Origin of the sequence: Stenotrophomonas sp. MYb57, assembly GCF_002966815.1 — a bacterium.
Lineage (GTDB): Bacteria > Pseudomonadota > Gammaproteobacteria > Xanthomonadales > Xanthomonadaceae > Stenotrophomonas > Stenotrophomonas indicatrix.
The window spans coordinates 2,158,663-2,175,569 of sequence record NZ_CP023271.1; the positions used below are offsets into that span (position 1 = coordinate 2,158,663).

Genomic DNA, 16,907 nt, shown 5'->3' on the forward strand with positions numbered 1-16,907 from the left:
TGGCAGGGTCAAGGGTTCCCGCGGCGCAGGGGCCACGAAAAACGGCAGCCACCTGTACCAGCGCGGCTGCCGTGGAGGATCGTCCCCGCCCGCAGGCGGGGGTAATGCCTTAGAACTTCCAGTTCACGCCGAAGTACAGCTGGCGCCCGGCATACAGGTTGGACAGCAGGCGGGCCTGGCTGTCATTGCCGATGTAGCTGCGCAGCTCAGACTTGGTGGCGTTCAGCACTGCTGCGGTCACGGTCCAGTCCGCAGTGATGTTGTAGGCCACGTTCAGATCCAGCTGGCTGTACGGCTTGGTGTAGGTGGTCAGGCCGTTGTTGAGGCCACCGACCACTTCACCACGACGGTTGTACGAGGCACGGGCCAGGAACTTCTCGTTCTCGTAGAACACGGTGACGTTGGCCTGGTTCTTGGCGCTGCCGACCAGCGGCGACGAACCGATCTCTTCGCCATCAAGCACGATCGAGGCCAGGTTGGTGTCGTTGTAGGTGTAGTTGGCCTGCACGCCCAGACCGAAGTCGAAGGTGTACTGGCCATACAGCTCCACGCCCTGCGAGACGCCGTCGCGGCCGTTGGCTTCGGTGCTGTACTTCTGCACCACCACCGTTTCACCACCGACGGTCATCTGCTGGTCGCGCACGACCGGCACGGTGAAGTTGTCCACGTTCTTGCGGAACAACGCCACGCCTGCAACCGAACCCGGCTTGAAGTACCACTCCAGGCCAAGGTCGAACTGCACCGCCTTGAACGGCTCCAGTGCCTTGTTGCTGCCCGAGCCGTACCAGCCGGGGGTGTCGGTGCCGCCAGCGACCCGACGATCATTGCTGTATTCCTGGCTGATGTACTGCAGGCCGCCCGGATAGGCGATGCTGGTGTAGCCCGGACGCGCGATTACCTTCGACGCGGCACCGCGCAGCACCAGGTTGTCGGTGATGTCCCAAGCGATGTTGAAGCTCGGCAGGAAGTCCGTATAGGTCTTTTCCAGCGAGCTGAGGGTATAGACCTTGTCGCGCACCTGGTTGTCCGGCAGACGCACGAAGCCGCCCTGGCAACGCAGGTTCGGATCGGCAGCCGGGTCATCGCAGCTCATCGGCGCACCAGCGGCGTTGTCCACGAAGTAGTCGTTGAAGCGCTCGACCGAATCGCTGGACTGGGCGAACTGCTTGGTGCGCACCACGCGCACGCCGACGTTGCCGCGCACGCGGTCGGTACGGAAGTTGGCCTGGAAGTAACCCGAGTAGATCTTCTCGTTGACGTCGTAGACGAAGTCTTCCTCGGTACGGTTGTGCGAGCCACCGTAGGTCTGGTTGAGGTAGTCGATGTAGGCCGGGTAGTTGATGCCGGGGAACACGTTGGCATTGAAGCCACCGGCGATGTTGCTGATCGGGTTGGACAGGAAGAAGCCCGGCTGCGCATTGCCTGCGGTCGGATCGCAACCGGCCTGGTAACGATTGTTGTCATAGTCGGCCGGGTCCAGGCCCTGGCAGACCCAGTAGGTGTTGCCGGTATTGCGGTGCACCTGGCCGTCGCGGTACTTGGCGCCGAACTGGATCGAGTCCAGCCAGCCGGCTTCGAACATCTTGGTGACGTCGGCCTGGAAGTAGTTCTGCTTGACCTCGGTCTGCATCCACGACGAATCGGTGGAGCCGGTATCGACCTCGGCGATGCCGGCCATCAGCTGCTGCTGGACGTCCGGCGAGACGGTCAGCGACGGCGTGCCGGTCAGGTCCCACGCGGTGTACTGGTTGCCCGCCTGCCACTGGTCACCCACCTTGCGGCGAGGCTTGGCCGACATGCGGAAATTCATCGACGGGCCACCCTTGGACCAGGTGCGGCCGCCGGTGAAGCTGGCCTTCCACAGCGGGCTGATGTCCCAGTCGACGGTCAGATCGGCCGTCTGCGAAAGCGCCTTTTCCTTGCTGTAGCCACCGGTCAGCTGCGGAGTGGGGATGGTGCAGTCATCCGGACCCCAGCCACCCGGGGGCAGGCCAGCTGCGGCGGCCTGGTCTTCGCTGCAGTAATAGGTCTTGCCGGCAAGCTTTTCGTACTGCGCGCCGGTGACGATGCTGCCACTGGGATCGAAGCTCAGCCCGTTGAGCAGGCGCCCACCGGCCCAGTTGCCATCGCCGTTGTAGCGGGCCAGGTTCCACTCCGGCACCTTCAGCATGTTCTGGGTGTAGTCACCCTGCAGTTCGAAGCGGAAGTAGTTTGCGGTCAGGGTCAGGTTGTCGATCGGCTTGAACTGGAAAGTCAGCTGGCCGCCCTTGCGCTCGCGCTTCTCTTCCTTCACCGCGAAGTTCACCGAGGTCGGCATGAAGAATTCGCTGTAGTTCGTGCCGGTCTGGTTGTTGAAACCGGATTGGCCCCACCAGTAGTGGATGCCATCCTGTTCCAGCAGGTTGCCGTTGGCATCGCGCGCGGTGGTGTTGTTGCCGTACCACTGGTAGTCCTCGGTGCTGGTCTCCATGGTGCGGCTGGTGCGCTTCTGCTGGGTCACGCCGACCAGCACGCCGAAGCGCTCGTCCTTGCTGTGCCAGGAGTACAGCGCCGACACCTGCGGATCGACGTCGTGGCTGGTATCGGACGAGGTGCCTTCCAGGTTGACGTAGCCGGAGTTGGCTTCCATCTCCAGCGGGCGGCGGGTATGCAGGATCACCGTACCGCCGATGCCGCCTTCGTCGATGCGCGCTTCCGGCGACTTGAACAGCTCGGCGCTGGACAGCATGTTCGACGGCAGCAGGGTGTAGTTGAACGAGCGGGTAGCTTCGTTGTTGGTTTCCGACGAGGCGACGTAGTTGCCGTTCAACTGGGTCAGGGTCAGGTCGGGCGCGAGGCCGCGCACGCTGACCGACTTGCCTTCGCCACCGCTGCGGGTGATGACCACGCCGGGCACGCGCTGCAGCGCGTCGGCCACGTTCTTGTCGGGGAACTTGCCAACGTCCTCGGCGGTGATCACTTCGACCACGGCGTTGGCGTCGCGCTTCTGCTGCAGGCTCTTTTCGATCGCGTAGCGATAGCCGGTGACCTGGACGCTGTCCAGGGTGGTGGCGTCCTGCGTGCCGGTCGTTGCTGACGCCTGCTGGGCGGAAGCGCCAAGCGGGGCGACGGCGGCGGCCAGGGCCAGCGCGATGGCCAGCGACAACGCGTCGTGGCCCTGCGTACGTGTTGAATGCTTCATTGCCATCTCTCCCTCTCTCCTGGATTGATCCGGTGACTGACTGACGCGGAAACTTGAATCGATCTAATTCGTGATGCCGATCTTGCCTTCGCCCTGCAGATGCAACGAGCGTCTGGCAGATGGCCTGACACGTCCTGTCCTGCTCCCCAACTCCCGGGCCATCGCGATGTCGTCTTGGATCGATCTAAGCGATGGGCGGGGCGATTTTTAGCACGGCCAACGCGCCGACGCATGTTGCTGCGCAATATGGCAGCGACGTGTCGTGCAAATGACCCTTCGCGGAAAAATGCTGTAAGCGTTTACATGCGCAGACGGGGTGGGCCGGCCGGGCTGCGCCCGGCACCCGCAGAGGCCTTCAGGCCAGGGCAACAGCAACAGCAACAGCAACGGCAACGGCAACAGCAACGGCTGGTTTCCTGCGGGATGGCGGGGTAGGTCCGGTTGCGGGGGACGCTGCAAGTACGTCCATGTAAGCTCGGTCGCGCCATCCATGGCGCTCACGCCCCCGCAACCGGACCCACCCCGCCTTCGACAGATTCCCGCTGCTGTTGGTAGGTGTCGACCTTGGTCGACACGTGGATCCATGCCATGCATGGATGAAATCCAATCGATGATTTCGAAATCGGTAGGAACATCCATCCACGCCTTGCGTGGATAAAATTCGTCGAAATCAATATTTCGGTAGTTCATCGAACAGCATCCACGCGTGGCGTGGATCTACGCGTCGACCAAGGTCGACACCCACCAGGGATTCCGACAGATCGCCGAAAACTGTCGAAGGCGGGGTGGGTCCGGTTGCGGGGGTGTCCGCGGCATGGATGCCGCGGCCAAGCCCAGGGACGGGTTTACGGCGTCCCCCGCAACCGGGCCCGCCCCGCCACACCCCACGGAATGCAGCTGTTGCCGTTGCTGTTGCCGTCGCCGTTGCCGTTGCTCCGGCCTCTGCGGGTGCCGGGCGCAGCCCGGCCGAAGCCCCCCGCTCATGCTGCGCCGCAGAATGCATTGGGCGAAATTCCCATGCTCTACTTGAATCGATCTAAATCCGCCGGGGTGCGGATTTGTACCGATGGAAACGAGGGCTCGGCCTGTGCGGCCGGTTCTTCGCTGCCGCCCTGCCGCCAAGGAGTCCTGCCCGTGACCAGGTTGTCCCGCCGTCGTCCCGCCCGCCGCCTGTCGGCATTGTCCCATCGGCCCCTGGCCCGCATCGCCTGCCTGCTGGCACTGGCGGTGACGCCCTGGCTGCAGGCCGCACCGGCCGCGCTGGAGCGCGAGGTCAATACCTTCATCGGCAGCAAGGATGACGGCAACACCTTCCCCGGTGCCTCGGCACCGTTCGGCCTGATCCAGGTCAGCCCGATCGGCAGCCACTATTCGGGCTGGCGCTACGACGACGACAAGATCCGCGGCTTCGGCCACTCCTTCCTGTCCGGTGCCGGTTGCTGGGAGCAGGGTGGGCAGGTCTCGGTGCTGCCGGTGACCGGTTCGATCGGCCCCGGCGGCGACTTCGATACCGCCGATGCGAAAGCCTTCAATCACAAGACCTATGCGTCGGCCTACAGCCACGACGGTGAGATCGGCCAGGCCGGCTACTACAAGGTGCGCCTGACCAGCTACGGCGGCATCGACGCCGAAGCCACCGCACGCACCCGCGCAGCTGCCGAGCGTTACACCTTCAGCCAGCGCCAGGGCGATGGCCACGTGCTGGTGAATGTCGGTCAGGCCAACGAGCGCCACTCGGTGATCGGCAGCGTGGTCGATGTGGTGGGTGACCGCGTGGTGGAAGGCAAGCTGGTCACCAAGAGTTTCTGCGGCGGGCACCAGTACACCACCTGGTTCCGCATCGAGTTCGACCGCCCGTTCAAGGCGCATGGCACCTGGGGCGAGGGCGGCGGCCTGCCGGGCGCGCGCCACAGCATGGAAGGCGAGCAGAAGCCGAATGGCGCGTGGCTCAGCTTCGACCTGGCCAAGGGCCAGTCGGTCACCGCCGTCAGCGCGATCTCGCATGTGGATGCCGAAGGTGCGCGCACCAACCTGCGCGCCGAGGGCATGCAGGGCGGGGCGCTGCTGGGCTTCGAGCGCATGCGCGCGCTGTCGCAGCAATCGTGGCGTGAGCAGCTGGCACGCGTGCGCGTGCAGGGCGGCAATGGCGATGACCGCACCGTGTTCTACAGCGCGCTGTACCACGCGCTGCTGCAGCCGCTCACCGGCAGCGATGCCGACGGCCGTTACCGCGGTTACGACGACGGCATCCATCGCGCCGATGGCTGGACCTACTACGAGTACTTCTCGCTGTGGGATACCTACCGTGCACAGAACCAGTGGCTGGCACTGACGCGCCCGGACGTGGCGCGCGACATCGGTCGCAGCCTGCTGGCGATCGATGAGCAGGGCGGCTGGCTGCCGCGCTGGGGCTATGCCAACTTCGAGACCAACATCATGACCGGCGACCCGGTCACCCCCTTCTTGGTCGACCTGTGGCGCTTCGGTGCGCTCAAGGGCCGCGAAGGGCAGGCATGGGATGCGCTGCGCCGCAATGCGTTCGGTACGCCGCCGCTGAACTCGCGTGCTGCCGGTCGCTCCGGCAACCCGACCTACCTGGACAAGGGCTACGTGGTCTATGACCGTGCGTTCCCGTCCAAGGGCATGGATGTCGATCCCCATCATGGTGGTTCGGCAACGCTGGAGTACGCACTGGCCGACTGCGCGCTTTCGCAGATGGCCGATGGGCTCGGCCATGCCCAGGATGCGGCGGTCCTGCGTGAGCGCGGCCGCAACTGGCGCAAGGTATGGGACCCGCAGGTGCGCGACGCCGAGACCGGCTTCACCGGCTTCCCGCGACCGCGTACCGAAGATGGCCAGTGGTACACACCGGCCGATGGCCATTACAGCCCACGCTCGCATCACGGTTTCCATGAAGGCACGGCGTGGCAGTACCAGTGGCTGGCGCAGCAGGACGTGCCGGGCCTGGTCGAAGCGATGGACGGCCGCGAACAGGCCGGCCGCCGCCTGGATGCTTTCTTCGCCATGGACGCTCTGCAGGCCGACCCCCTCAATGCCGCCCGCAAGGAGTGGGTGGTCGGGCCGTACAGCTATTACAACCAGTTCCGCTACAACCCCAACAACGAACCCGACCTGCATTCGCCGTGGCTGTACACGCTGATCGGCCAGCCGTGGAAGACCGCAGCGGTGGTGCGTGCAGCGCAGCAGCTGTTCACCAATGCACCCAACGGCGTGACCGGCAACGATGACCTCGGCACGATGTCGGCCTGGTACCTGTTCAGTGCGATCGGCGTGTACCCGGCGGTGCCGGGCAGCGGCGAGTTCCTGCTGCATACGCCGCGCTTTGCCAAGGTCGAGGTCGAGCTGGGCAATGGCCGCACCCTGCGCATCGAGGCACCTGGCGCCGATGGCCGCCGCCTGCAGTACGTGCAGGGCGTGCAGGTCGACGGCCAGGCACATGCCCCGGTATGGCTGGGCTGGAGCCAGCTGCAGCAGGGCCCGAAGCTGCGCTTCGCGCTGGACGGGCGGGCGCCGACCGAGGGCTGGGGCACTGCGGTCAAGGACCTGCCGGTGTCCTGGTGCGCGGCACCGGGCAGCCAGCTGCACTGAGCCGGGCTGTGCCGTTCGAGGCAACCCAGCGAACGGCACGGCACGACAGGGCCGCGATCCATTAGGCTTGAGCATCCATCGGAGTGCGGGAAGACGATGAACGACAACAGCGACAGTTCCAGCAAGCGTTCCGGCAAGGCGGTGACGGTGACCGACATCGCCCGTGCCATCGGCGTTTCGCGCGCGACCGTGTCGCTGGTGCTGCGCGGCAGCCCGCTGGTCAACGTCGATACCCGCGCCCGGGTCGAGGCTGAGCTGCGCCGCCAGCGTTACGTCTACAACCGCGCTGCAGCGAACCTGCGGCGGCGCACGTCTTCCAGCATCGCCCTGGTCATCAACGATCTGTCCAACCCGTTCTTCGCCGAATTCGCCTCCGGTGTGGACGAGGCACTGGGCGGACGCGGCTACGTGACCCTGCTCGGCAGTACCGGCGAGTCGCCCGAGCGGCAGCAGGCGGTGCTGTCCACGCTGATGGAACACACGCCTGCGGGCCTGATCCTGTCGCCGGCCGAAGGCAGCGATGCCACGCTGCTCCGGCAGGTACTGGGCGCCAACGCCAACGTACTGCTGTTCAACCGCGAACTGGAAGGCGCCGACTGGGACTTCCTGACCCTGGACAACCAGCATGGTGCCTACCTGGCCACCCGCCACCTGATCGAGCGCGGCCATCGCCAGATCGCATTCTTCGGTGGCCACGCGGCATCGAGTTCCTGCCACCAGCGTCGTGCCGGTTTCCAGCAGGCACTGGCCGAAGCCGGGCTGGCATTGCCGCCGGGCTGGATGATCGAATCTGCACCCAACCGCCTGGAAGCGGCCGCGCGCACCGATGAACTGTTCGTCGACGGCCATCGGCCGAGCGCAGCGGTCTGCTACAACGACACCGTCGCGCTGGGCCTGATGCTGGGCCTGAACTCGCGCGGCATCCGTCCCGGCGGTGACTTCGCGGTGACCGGCTTCGACGATATTTCCGAAGCGTCGGTTGCCGTGCCGCCGTTGACCACACTGACGGCCGACCCGCGCGAACGCGGGCGGCAGGCGGCATCTCTGCTGCTGCAGCGGCTGGAGGAACCGGATGCGCCACCACGGCGCACAGTCGCCCCGGTACAGTTGCGCATCCGCGAAAGCAGCGCCGCACGTCCGAATTGAATTGATGCTTCGCTCCTGAACTGATTGCACCCTTCCACGCACCAACGACCTTTCGCGCATCGAGGCGCGTACCGCATGCCGATCTCCGCAACGCCCCGCCCATCGGGTTCCCCGGGCAACCAGCCTGCCGTCACCAACGGCAAGGCGCTGGCCGTGGTCACCACCATCTTCTTCATGTGGGGCTTCCTGACTTGCCTCAACGACATCCTGATTCCGCATCTGAAGGCGGTGTTCGAGCTGAACTACGCCAAGGCAATGCTGGTGCAGTTCACTTTCTTCGGCACCTACTTCCTGATGTCGCTGCCGGCAGGGCGGCTGGTTGCAGCGCTGGGTTACAAGAAGGGCATCGTGGCCGGCCTGGTGATCGCCGGCATCGGTGCGCTGGGCTTCTGGCCGGCCGCTGAGCTGCGCGTCTATGGCGCCTTCCTCGGTGCATTGTTCGTGCTGGCCACCGGCATCACCGTGCTGCAGGTGGCGGCCAACCCGTATGTCGCGCTGCTTGGTCCGGAGCAGACCAGTTCCAGCCGCCTGACCCTGGCGCAGGCGCTGAACTCGCTGGGTACGGCCATCGCGCCGATCTTCGGCGGCATGCTGATCCTGTCCAACACGGCCATGAGCGGCGAGCAGATCGCCGCGCTGCCGGCCGCCGAGCAGCTCGCCTACCGTACCGCCGAGGCACACGCAGTGCAGGGCCCTTACGTCGGCCTGGCCGTGGCGCTGGTGCTGCTGGCCCTGTTCGTGTTCCTGTTCCGCCTGCCGGCGCTGAACGACACCACCGAGCAGGCTGACCAGGGGCATCAGCACAGCTATCTGGATGCGCTGCGCAAGCGCCACCTGCTGCTGGGCGTGCTCGGCATCTTCTTCTACGTTGGCGCCGAAGTGTCGATCGGCAGCTTCCTGGTCAACTACCTGTCGATGCCCACCATCGGCGGTTTCAGCGAGCAGGAAGCCACCCACTATGTGTCGGCCTACTGGACGATGGCGATGATCGGTCGCTTCGCCGGTTCGGCGCTGCTGGCGCGCTTCTCGCCGAGCCGCCTGCTGGCGATCTTCGCGCTGGTCAACGTGGGCCTGCTGACGCTGACCATGATGACCTCCGGCAATGTCGCGCTGTACTCGGTGGTGGCGATCGGCCTGTTCAATTCGATCATGTTCCCGACCATCTTCGCGCTCAGCATCGAGCGCCTGGGCCCGCTGACCAGCAAGGGTTCGAGCCTGCTGATCATGGCCATCGTCGGTGGCGCGGTGGTGCCTTACCTGCAGGGCGTCCTGGCTGACCACATCGGCGTGCAGGCCAGCTTCATCCTGCCGCTGCTGTGCTACGGCTACATCATTTTCTACGGACTGGTCGGCGCGCGCGCGCCGGCTGCCGGCACGCAGGGAGGCTGAGTCGAAAATGGGTTCCATCGTCTGCTTCGGCGAAATTTTGATCGATCTACTAGCGCAGCCGCCGGCCTCGGCCGATACCCCGCGCGCGTTCCTGCAGTACGCCGGAGGTGCACCGGCCAACGTCGCGGTGGCCGCCGCGCGGCTGGGCGCGAAGACCCAGTTCGTCGGCATGCTCGGCCGCGACATGTTCGGCGACTTCCTGGCGGAGAGCCTGAGCGAACACGGCGTCGGCACCGACTACATCGTGCGTACCGACGCGGCCAAAACCGCGCTGGCCTTCGTTGCACTGGACGCGGGCGGCGAACGCAGCTTCAGCTTCTACCGTCCGCCTGCCGCCGACCTGCTGTTCCGTGACAGCGATTTCCAGGCGGGCTGCTTCGATGGCGCGCAGTGTTTCCACGTCTGTTCCAACAGCCTGACCGAAGCGGACATCGCCGAAGCGACGTTCGCCGGCATGGACCGTGCGCGTGCGGCCGGCGCGGTGGTCAGCCTGGATCTCAACCTGCGTCCGGCGCTGTGGCCGACCGATGTCGACCCGACACCGCGCCTGTGGCAGGCGCTGGAGCGCGCCGACCTGGTCAAGCTGTCGCGCGAGGAACTGGACTACCTGGCCGCCCCGCTGGGCGATGACGGCGAGGCGCTGGTGCTGCGCCGCCTGCTGGCCGCGCAGGCACGCTGGGTGATCATCACCGACGGCGCCGCCACGCTGCATTGGTATACCCGTGAAACGCAGGGCAAGGTCAGCAGTTTCCGCGTCGCCACCGTGGACACCACCGCTGCCGGTGATGCCTTCGTCGGCGGCGTGCTGGTTGGCCTGCTGGAGCGGGGTGGGGCAGGTGCGGGCTTTGCCGCGTTCTGCCAGGACCCGCAGGCGATCGCCGCCACGCTGCGCTTCGGCGCCGCCGTTGGCGCACTGGCGGTGACCCGCAAGGGCGCGTTCGCTGCGATGCCCTCGTTCGATGAAGTGCAGCAGCTGCTGCAGCTACAGGATCTCCCCGCATGAGCACCTCGCCCGATTTCCGTTCCCCCACGTTCCTGCGCGCCCACATCGCCGACACGATGGCGTTCTACCATCCGCGCTGCATCGACCCGAAGGGCGGCTTCTTCCATTACTTCCGTGACGACGGCAGCATCTACGATGCCAGCCATCGTCATCTGGTGAGCAGCACCCGCTTCGTCTTCAACTACGCCATGGCCTACCGCGAATTCGGCAACGCCGAGTATCGCGACGCGGTCGAGCACGGGGTGCGCTACCTGCGCGAGGTTCATCGCAACCCGGCCACCGGTGGCTACGCCTGGACCCTGCGCGATGGTGTGGTAGAGGACGACATGAACCACTGCTACGGCGTGGCCTTCGTGCTGCTCGCCTACAGCTGTGCGTTGAAGGCAGGCATCGAAGAAGCCCGCACGTGGATGGACGAAACCTGGCAGCTGCTGCAGGCGCGCTTCTGGGAAGCCGAGCACGGCCTGTACAGGGACGAGGCCGACGGCCAGTGGAACTTCACCGGCTACCGCGGCCAGAACGCCAACATGCACATGTGCGAGGCGATGCTGGCCGCGTTCGAGGCCAGTGGCGAGCAGCGCTATGTCGAGCGCGCGCTGCAGCTGGCCGACAACATGACCCGCCGCCAGGCGGCAAAGGCCGGCGGTCTGGTCTGGGAACACTACGACGTCAACTGGAACATCGACTGGGACTACAACCTGGACGATCCCAAGCACCTGTTCCGGCCGTGGGGCTTCCAGCCGGGGCACCAGACCGAGTGGGCCAAGCTGCTGCTGATCCTGGACCGACACGTGCAGGCCGACTGGCTGGTGCCGACCGCGCAGCATCTGTTCGATGTGGCCGTAGAGCGCAGCTGGGACGAGGTGCGCGGCGGCCTGTACTACGGCTTCGCCCCGGAGTCGCGCCGGCAGCCGGGCATGGACGGCGCGCCGATCGGCGGTGATAGCTTCGTCTGTGACGACGACAAGTATTTCTGGGTGCAGGCCGAGACCCTGGCCACCGCCGCGCTGATGGCCGCGCGCACCGGCGGCGACCGCTATTGGCAGTGGTACGACCGTATCTGGGCGTACTCGTGGGAGCACTTCGTCGACCATCGATACGGCGCATGGTTCCGCATCCTCGACGCCGACAACCGCAAGTACAGCGATGAGAAGAGCCCGGCCGGCAAGGTGGATTACCACACCATGGGTGCGTGCTACGAAGTGCTGAACGTCGTGCGTTGAGGTCTGCCGCGCTGCGCGCTCGCCGGACGTGGTCCGGCGCTACCGTGGCGTGTGGCATTGGTAGCGCCGGGTCATGCCCGGCGGAAAAGCAGGAGTATCACGTGCATCGCATTTCCAACGCTGTCCGTCTGCTGCTGTTGTTGATCGCCCTTGGCGCCTTCCCGGCAGGCGCCGCACCGCTGCAGGCGCAATGGGAGTTCCGGCTGCTGCCCGGCGACGCGCAGGGCGCGGCCCATCCTGGCCTGCAGCAGTGGCGCGCGGCCACGGTGCCAGGCAGCGTGCACACCGATCTGCTGGCGCATGAGCTGATCCGCGATCCCTACGTCGGTGCGCCCGAAGCCGAGCTGCAGTGGATCGGTCTGGCCGACTGGGAGTACCGAGCCCGTTTCGATGTGGACGCTGCCAGCTTGGCAAAGGCCCATGCCGAGCTGCGCTTCGACGGCCTGGACACCTATGCCGAGGTGACGCTCAACGGCAAGCCGCTGCTGCGCGCCGACAATGCCCACCGCACCTGGCATGCCCGCGTCGAGGGTCGCCTGCGTGCGAAGGGCAATGAGCTGCAGATCGTGTTCCGTTCGCCGATCCGCACGCTGCTGCCCGGCGTGCAGGCCATGCCGCACAGGATTGCCGGCAACTATCCTTCGCCCTACGGTGATGAACCCAAGGACGCGATGGTTGGCAACTTCGCGCGCAAGCCGGCGTACCACTTCGGGTGGGACTGGGGCCCGCGCTACGTGACTGCCGGCGTCTGGCGGGGCGTTGACCTGCAGGCATGGGATGCGCATCGGTTGACCGACCTGGCCGTACGCACTGATGCGCTTGATGCAGAAAAGGCAAAGCTGGCGGTAGTGCTGCAGGTGGAGCAGGACGCGGTCGCCGCTCCGGTTTCGGTGGACGTTGAAGTGCGGGATCCCGACGGCCGCAGCGTCGCACGGGTGCAGCGCACGGTCGAACTGAAGCCCGGCCGGAACAGCGTGGAGGTGCCGGTTGAACTGGCCAAACCGCGGCGCTGGTGGCCGGTCGGCCATGGTGCGCAGGACCGCTACACCGTGCAGGCGCACCTGGACGGCAGTGCCGATCCGGTGCTGGCACGCGAACAGCGCATCGGCCTGCGCACCGTCGAACTGCGCCGCGAGCAGGACGACAAGGGAGGGCAGGGCTTCGCCTTCGTCATCAACGGGGTGCCGATCTTCGCCAAGGGCGCGAACGTGATCCCCTTCGACGCCTTCCCCGCGCGCGTTGATGCTGCGCGCCTGCGCCAGGTACTGGTCGCCGCGCGCGATGCCAACATGAACATGCTGCGCAACTGGGGTGGCGGCTACTACGAAGACGACGCGTTCTTCGACATCGCCGACGAACTGGGCCTGCTGGTCTGGCAGGACTTCATGTTCGGCGGTGGCATGCAACCGGGTTACGACCCGGCATTCCGCGCCAGCGTGGTGGCCGAGGCGCGCGACAACGTGCGCCGGTTGCGCCACCATCCCAGCATCGTGCTGTGGTGTGGCAACAACGAGGAAGAAACGGCGTGGAAGGACTGGGGCCACGGCCGCGACCTGAAGGCAGCTGATCCGGCGTTCGCAGCGAAGGTCTGGCAGGGCTACGTCGACCTGTTCGGCAACGACCTGCGCCAGGTGGTGAGCGAAGATGGGTTGGGCGTGCCGTACTGGTCCAGTTCGCCCAGCAACGACCTGGACGAGAAGGCCAACGACTCCACCCGTGGCGACAAGCATTACTGGCAGGTGTGGGGCAATCCGGCATTGCCGGTGCAGGCGTATCTGCGCGAGACCCCGCGCTTCATGTCCGAGTACGGCCTGCAGGCCTGGCCAGCGGTGGCGACGGTGGACCAGATCGCCACCCGTGCCGAACAGCGAATCGACAGCCCGGTGATCCGCGCGCACCAGAAGTTCATGGCCGGCGAGGGCAACACACGCTTGCTGCACTACATCGAACTGGGCTACGGCACGCCGAAGGACTTCGAGGACTTCGTCTACCTGAGCCAGGTGATGCAGGCCGATGGCATCGCCCTGGCGGCGCTGCACCATCGCGCTTCGCGGCCTTACACGATGGGCTCGCTGTACTGGCAGCTCAACGATGTCTGGCCGGGAGCATCGTGGTCGAGCGTGGACTACTTCGGTCGCTGGAAGGCGCTGCACTATGCCGCGCGGCGCTTCTTCGCGCCGGTTACGGTGGCCGCACTGCGCGATGAAGGCAGTACCCGCGTGCGCCTGATCAACGATGGTGCCGCGCTGGATGCACGTTGGCGCCTGCGGGTGATGGACGTGGAGGGCAAGGTGCTGCGCCGACGCGAGCAGGCGGTGACCCTGGCTGCCGCCGGGGTGACCGATATCGGCACCTACGCGGATGCCGAGCTGCTGGCCGGCGCTGATCCGGCGCGGACGGTGGCGGTGTTCGAACTGCTGCAGGATGGCAAGGTGACGGCGCGGCAGGTGGTCGGCTTCGTCGAAGCCAAGGACCAGGTGCTGCCACGCCAGCAGCTGACATCAACCCTGGCGATCGATGGTGACCACTATCGCCTGCGGCTGCACAGCGCTGCGCTGGTGCGCGCAGCCTGGATCGATTTCGGCGCGCTCGACGTGCAGGTGGAAGACAACCTGCTGGACCTGCTGCCGGGCGAAACCCGCGACATCGCCGTGCGTGGCCCGGTGGATCTGGCCGCGTTGCGCGAGGCGTTGAAGGTGAAGACCCTCAACGATCGATGAGCAGCGCCGTCTACCCGCCTTGGTAGGTGCCAACCTTGGTTGGCACATCAGAAGCTGATCTGCATTGGTAGGTGCCAACCTTGGTTGGCACATCAGAAGCATGCCAACCAAGGTTGGCATCCACCAAAGCGGATAGCCTTACAGCTGGATCTGCTGGAAGTTCTCGACGCGATCATGGCCGTTGGCGGCGTCGCCGATGCGCGGCATCGGGTAGTCGTCTAGGCGATCGATCAGGCGTGTCTGCAGGCCGGCTTCGCGGGCGGCGTCCAGTTCCTCGACCACGTCGGACAGGAACAGGATCTCGCCAGCGGGAACGCCGATGGCCTGCACGATGTGGCGGTAGCTGTCAGCCTCGCGCTTGCCACCGACTTCGGTATCGAACCAGCCCGACACCAGCGGACTCAGGTCACCGGCGTCGCTGAAGCCGAAGAACAGCTTCTGCGCCGACACCGAGCCGGAGGAGTACACATACAGCGGCAGGCCCGAGGCGTGCCAACCCTTCAACACCGGCGCTACCTCCGGGTAGAAGTGCGCGGTGTAGTCACCACGACGGTAGCCCGCGTCCCAGATCAGCCCCTGCAGGGCCTTCAGTGCGGTGTGCTTGCGGTCCTGGTCGATCCAGCCCTGCAGCGTCTCGGCCACCAGGCTGTCCTGGCAGGCGCCGCCGATCTCGGTGGCGACTGCATCCAGCCAGCGACGCACCTCCGGTTGCTGGCCATGGTCGGCGACGAAGCCGGGCAGCGCCTGGCGTGCGTACGGGAACAGCACGTTCTTGACGAACGAGATGCTGCTGGTGGTGCCTTCGATGTCGGTCAGGATGACGCGGGGCTGCATTGATCAGGACGCCTGGGTCGGAATGTAACGGGGGAATTTCTGCGCGATGTCGGTGCCGGTGAAGTGACCGACCCAGCCATCCGGTTCGGTGAAGAAGCGGATCGCCACGAAGCTCGGCTCATCACCCATGTCGAACCAGTGGGTGGTGCCGTCGGGCACGGCGATCAGGTCATCCTTCACGCACTCGATCTCATAGACCTTGTCGCCCACGTGCAGGGTGAACAGGCCCGAGCCGGCGACGAAGAAGCGTACTTCGTCTTCCTTGTGGAAGTGTTCGTCGAGGAATTTCTTCCTCAGCTCGGCGCGGTTCGGGTTGTCCGGGGCGATCGAGGCCACGTCCACGCTCTTGAAGCCGCGTTCGGCAACCAGGCGGTCGATGTCGGCGCGGTAGGCGGCGAACACTTCGTCCTGGCTTGCGCCCGGGGCGACCGGCGCGGTGGCCTGCCAGCGCTCAAAGGTGACGCCGATCTTCTGCAGTTCGGCAGCGATGATCGCGCCGTCCTGGGTGTCCAGCAGCGGCGATTCGGGATGGGTATCGTCGTAGATGCGCAGTCGGCTCATGGCGGCAGCTTGAACGTCTCGGGGAAGGACAGGGTAGCAGGGTGGCATTGATGGCCTGATTCCAGAACGGCATCTGGCCGTGCCGGAAACTTCAGCGGCGCAGCTTGCGCAGCTCCAGCTCGCAGTGCAGCAGGAATTCGAACGCTTCCATGTGCCGCCGTGCTTCGGCCATGTCGCGGCCCCAGGCATACAGGCCGTGGCCGTCGATCAGGTAGCCCCAGAGGGTCTGCGTGTCGAGCAGGGCGTCGACCTGGGCCGACAGCACGTCCATGTCCTGGGTGTTGGCAAACACCGGGATGTCGATGGCCATCTCGTGGGTGCTGTTGCCCGCGAAGGCCTTCAGCAGTTCGTAGCCTTCCAGCCGGATATGGCCCTGCGGTGCATAAAGGCGCGAGGCGATGGTCTGCACCGGCGAATGCGTATGCAGCACGCAGCCGATCTCCGGGAAGCGGCGATACAGCTGGGTATGCAGCAGGGTTTCGGCGGACGGGCGCAGCGGGCGGCCGACGGCCTTGCCATCGAAATCCACGACCATGATGTCGTCTTCGATCAGGCGGCCCTTGTCCTTGCCGGAGACGGTGATCGCGGCGTGGCGGTCGTCCAGGCGGTGGGAAAAGTTGCTGCTGGTGGCCGGGGTCCAGCCGGCCTGGGCCAGTTCGCGGACGTTGTCGATCAGCAGCTGGGCCAGTTCGCTCAGGCGCGCGGTGTCGTAGGGGAAGGTGGGGGTGTTCATGGGGGCGATTTTACTGGATTCGGCCAACGGCTGAGCCCCTCGTGGCTGGTCGCGTAGAGCGGTTCATGGGGTGGGCGGGTCGGGTGGGCCGTGCAGGGGACGCCGCAAGTACGTCCCTGTAAGCTCGATGGCGCCATCCATGGCGCCAACGCCCCTGCACGGCCCACCCGACCCGCCCCTGACAGGTTCCTGCGGGCGGCCAGCCACGGAGTGGAGAAGGAAAAGCGAAAGCGGGTCGCTTCGCTGCGCGTGCTCGGAGCGGAGCATGGCTCCGCTCTACAGTAGATTCGTCCCCGAACATTCATTTCCCGGAACGCTTCATCCACGCATGGCGTGGATCTACCGGACGGGGCAGGAGACTGTCGGAGGTGGGGCGGGTTGGGTTCGCGGGGGTGTCCGCGGCATGGATGCCGCGGCCAAGCCCCCAGGGACGGATTCACGGCGTCCCCCGCGAATCCAACCCGCCCCGCCAAACCCTCAGCCCAGCTGTTGCCGTTGCTTCGGCTTC

General features: G+C 65.9%; 10 protein-coding genes. 6 read left to right on the plus strand and 4 right to left on the minus strand.

Annotation, left to right across the window (positions count from 1 at the left end; translation table 11 throughout):
* Positions 1–109: 109 nt before the first annotated feature.
* The gene (locus CLM74_RS10010) at positions 110–3,187 is read right to left on the minus strand and encodes a TonB-dependent receptor (RefSeq protein WP_105163975.1); all 3,078 of its coding nucleotides are present in this window, start codon (positions 3,185–3,187) and stop codon (positions 110–112) included.
* A 1,164-nt stretch (positions 3,188–4,351) separates the two neighbouring features.
* On the opposite strand from CLM74_RS10010, the gene CLM74_RS10015 reads away from it, so the two are divergent.
* From CLM74_RS10015 to CLM74_RS10040, 6 genes are all read left to right on the plus strand, one after another.
* Positions 4,352–6,790: a GH92 family glycosyl hydrolase gene (locus CLM74_RS10015; protein ID WP_199776095.1), complete on the plus strand. Its 2,439-nt coding sequence runs from the start codon at positions 4,352–4,354 to the stop codon at positions 6,788–6,790.
* A gap of 96 nt (positions 6,791–6,886) precedes the next feature.
* Positions 6,887–7,936, plus strand: a complete 1,050-nt coding sequence (locus CLM74_RS10020; protein ID WP_025874798.1) for a LacI family DNA-binding transcriptional regulator — start codon at positions 6,887–6,889, stop codon at positions 7,934–7,936.
* 75 nt (positions 7,937–8,011) lie between these two features.
* Complete coding sequence (gene fucP, locus CLM74_RS10025) at positions 8,012–9,325, plus strand: L-fucose:H+ symporter permease (RefSeq protein ID WP_025874796.1); 1,314 nt, start codon at positions 8,012–8,014, stop codon at positions 9,323–9,325.
* Between the two features lie 7 nt (positions 9,326–9,332).
* Positions 9,333–10,328: a carbohydrate kinase gene (locus CLM74_RS10030; RefSeq protein WP_105163976.1), complete on the plus strand. Its 996-nt coding sequence runs from the start codon at positions 9,333–9,335 to the stop codon at positions 10,326–10,328.
* A complete protein-coding gene (locus tag CLM74_RS10035) occupies positions 10,325–11,551 on the plus strand; it encodes an AGE family epimerase/isomerase (protein WP_105163977.1) in 1,227 nt (408 codons plus the stop codon). Before CLM74_RS10030 ends, CLM74_RS10035 begins: the two co-directional genes overlap by 4 nt.
* Positions 11,552–11,652: 101 nt before the next feature.
* Positions 11,653–14,271, plus strand: a complete 2,619-nt coding sequence (locus CLM74_RS10040; protein WP_105163978.1) for a glycoside hydrolase family 2 protein — start codon at positions 11,653–11,655, stop codon at positions 14,269–14,271.
* 138 nt (positions 14,272–14,409) lie between these two features.
* Here the strand turns inward: CLM74_RS10040 and mtnC are convergent, their stop codons facing one another.
* The 3 genes from mtnC to CLM74_RS10055 all read right to left on the minus strand — a co-directional run bounded on the left by mtnC (position 14,410) and on the right by CLM74_RS10055 (position 16,399).
* Positions 14,410–15,105 (minus strand): acireductone synthase, encoded by a 696-nt coding sequence (mtnC, locus tag CLM74_RS10045; protein ID WP_088100698.1) that lies wholly within the window; start codon positions 15,103–15,105, stop codon positions 14,410–14,412.
* A gap of 3 nt (positions 15,106–15,108) precedes the next feature.
* Positions 15,109–15,666, minus strand: a complete 558-nt coding sequence (locus tag CLM74_RS10050) for an acireductone dioxygenase (protein WP_025874787.1) — start codon at positions 15,664–15,666, stop codon at positions 15,109–15,111.
* Between the two features lie 91 nt (positions 15,667–15,757).
* A complete protein-coding gene (locus tag CLM74_RS10055; protein WP_105163979.1) occupies positions 15,758–16,399 on the minus strand; it encodes a methylthioribulose 1-phosphate dehydratase in 642 nt (213 codons plus the stop codon).
* Positions 16,400–16,907 lie beyond the last annotated feature (508 nt).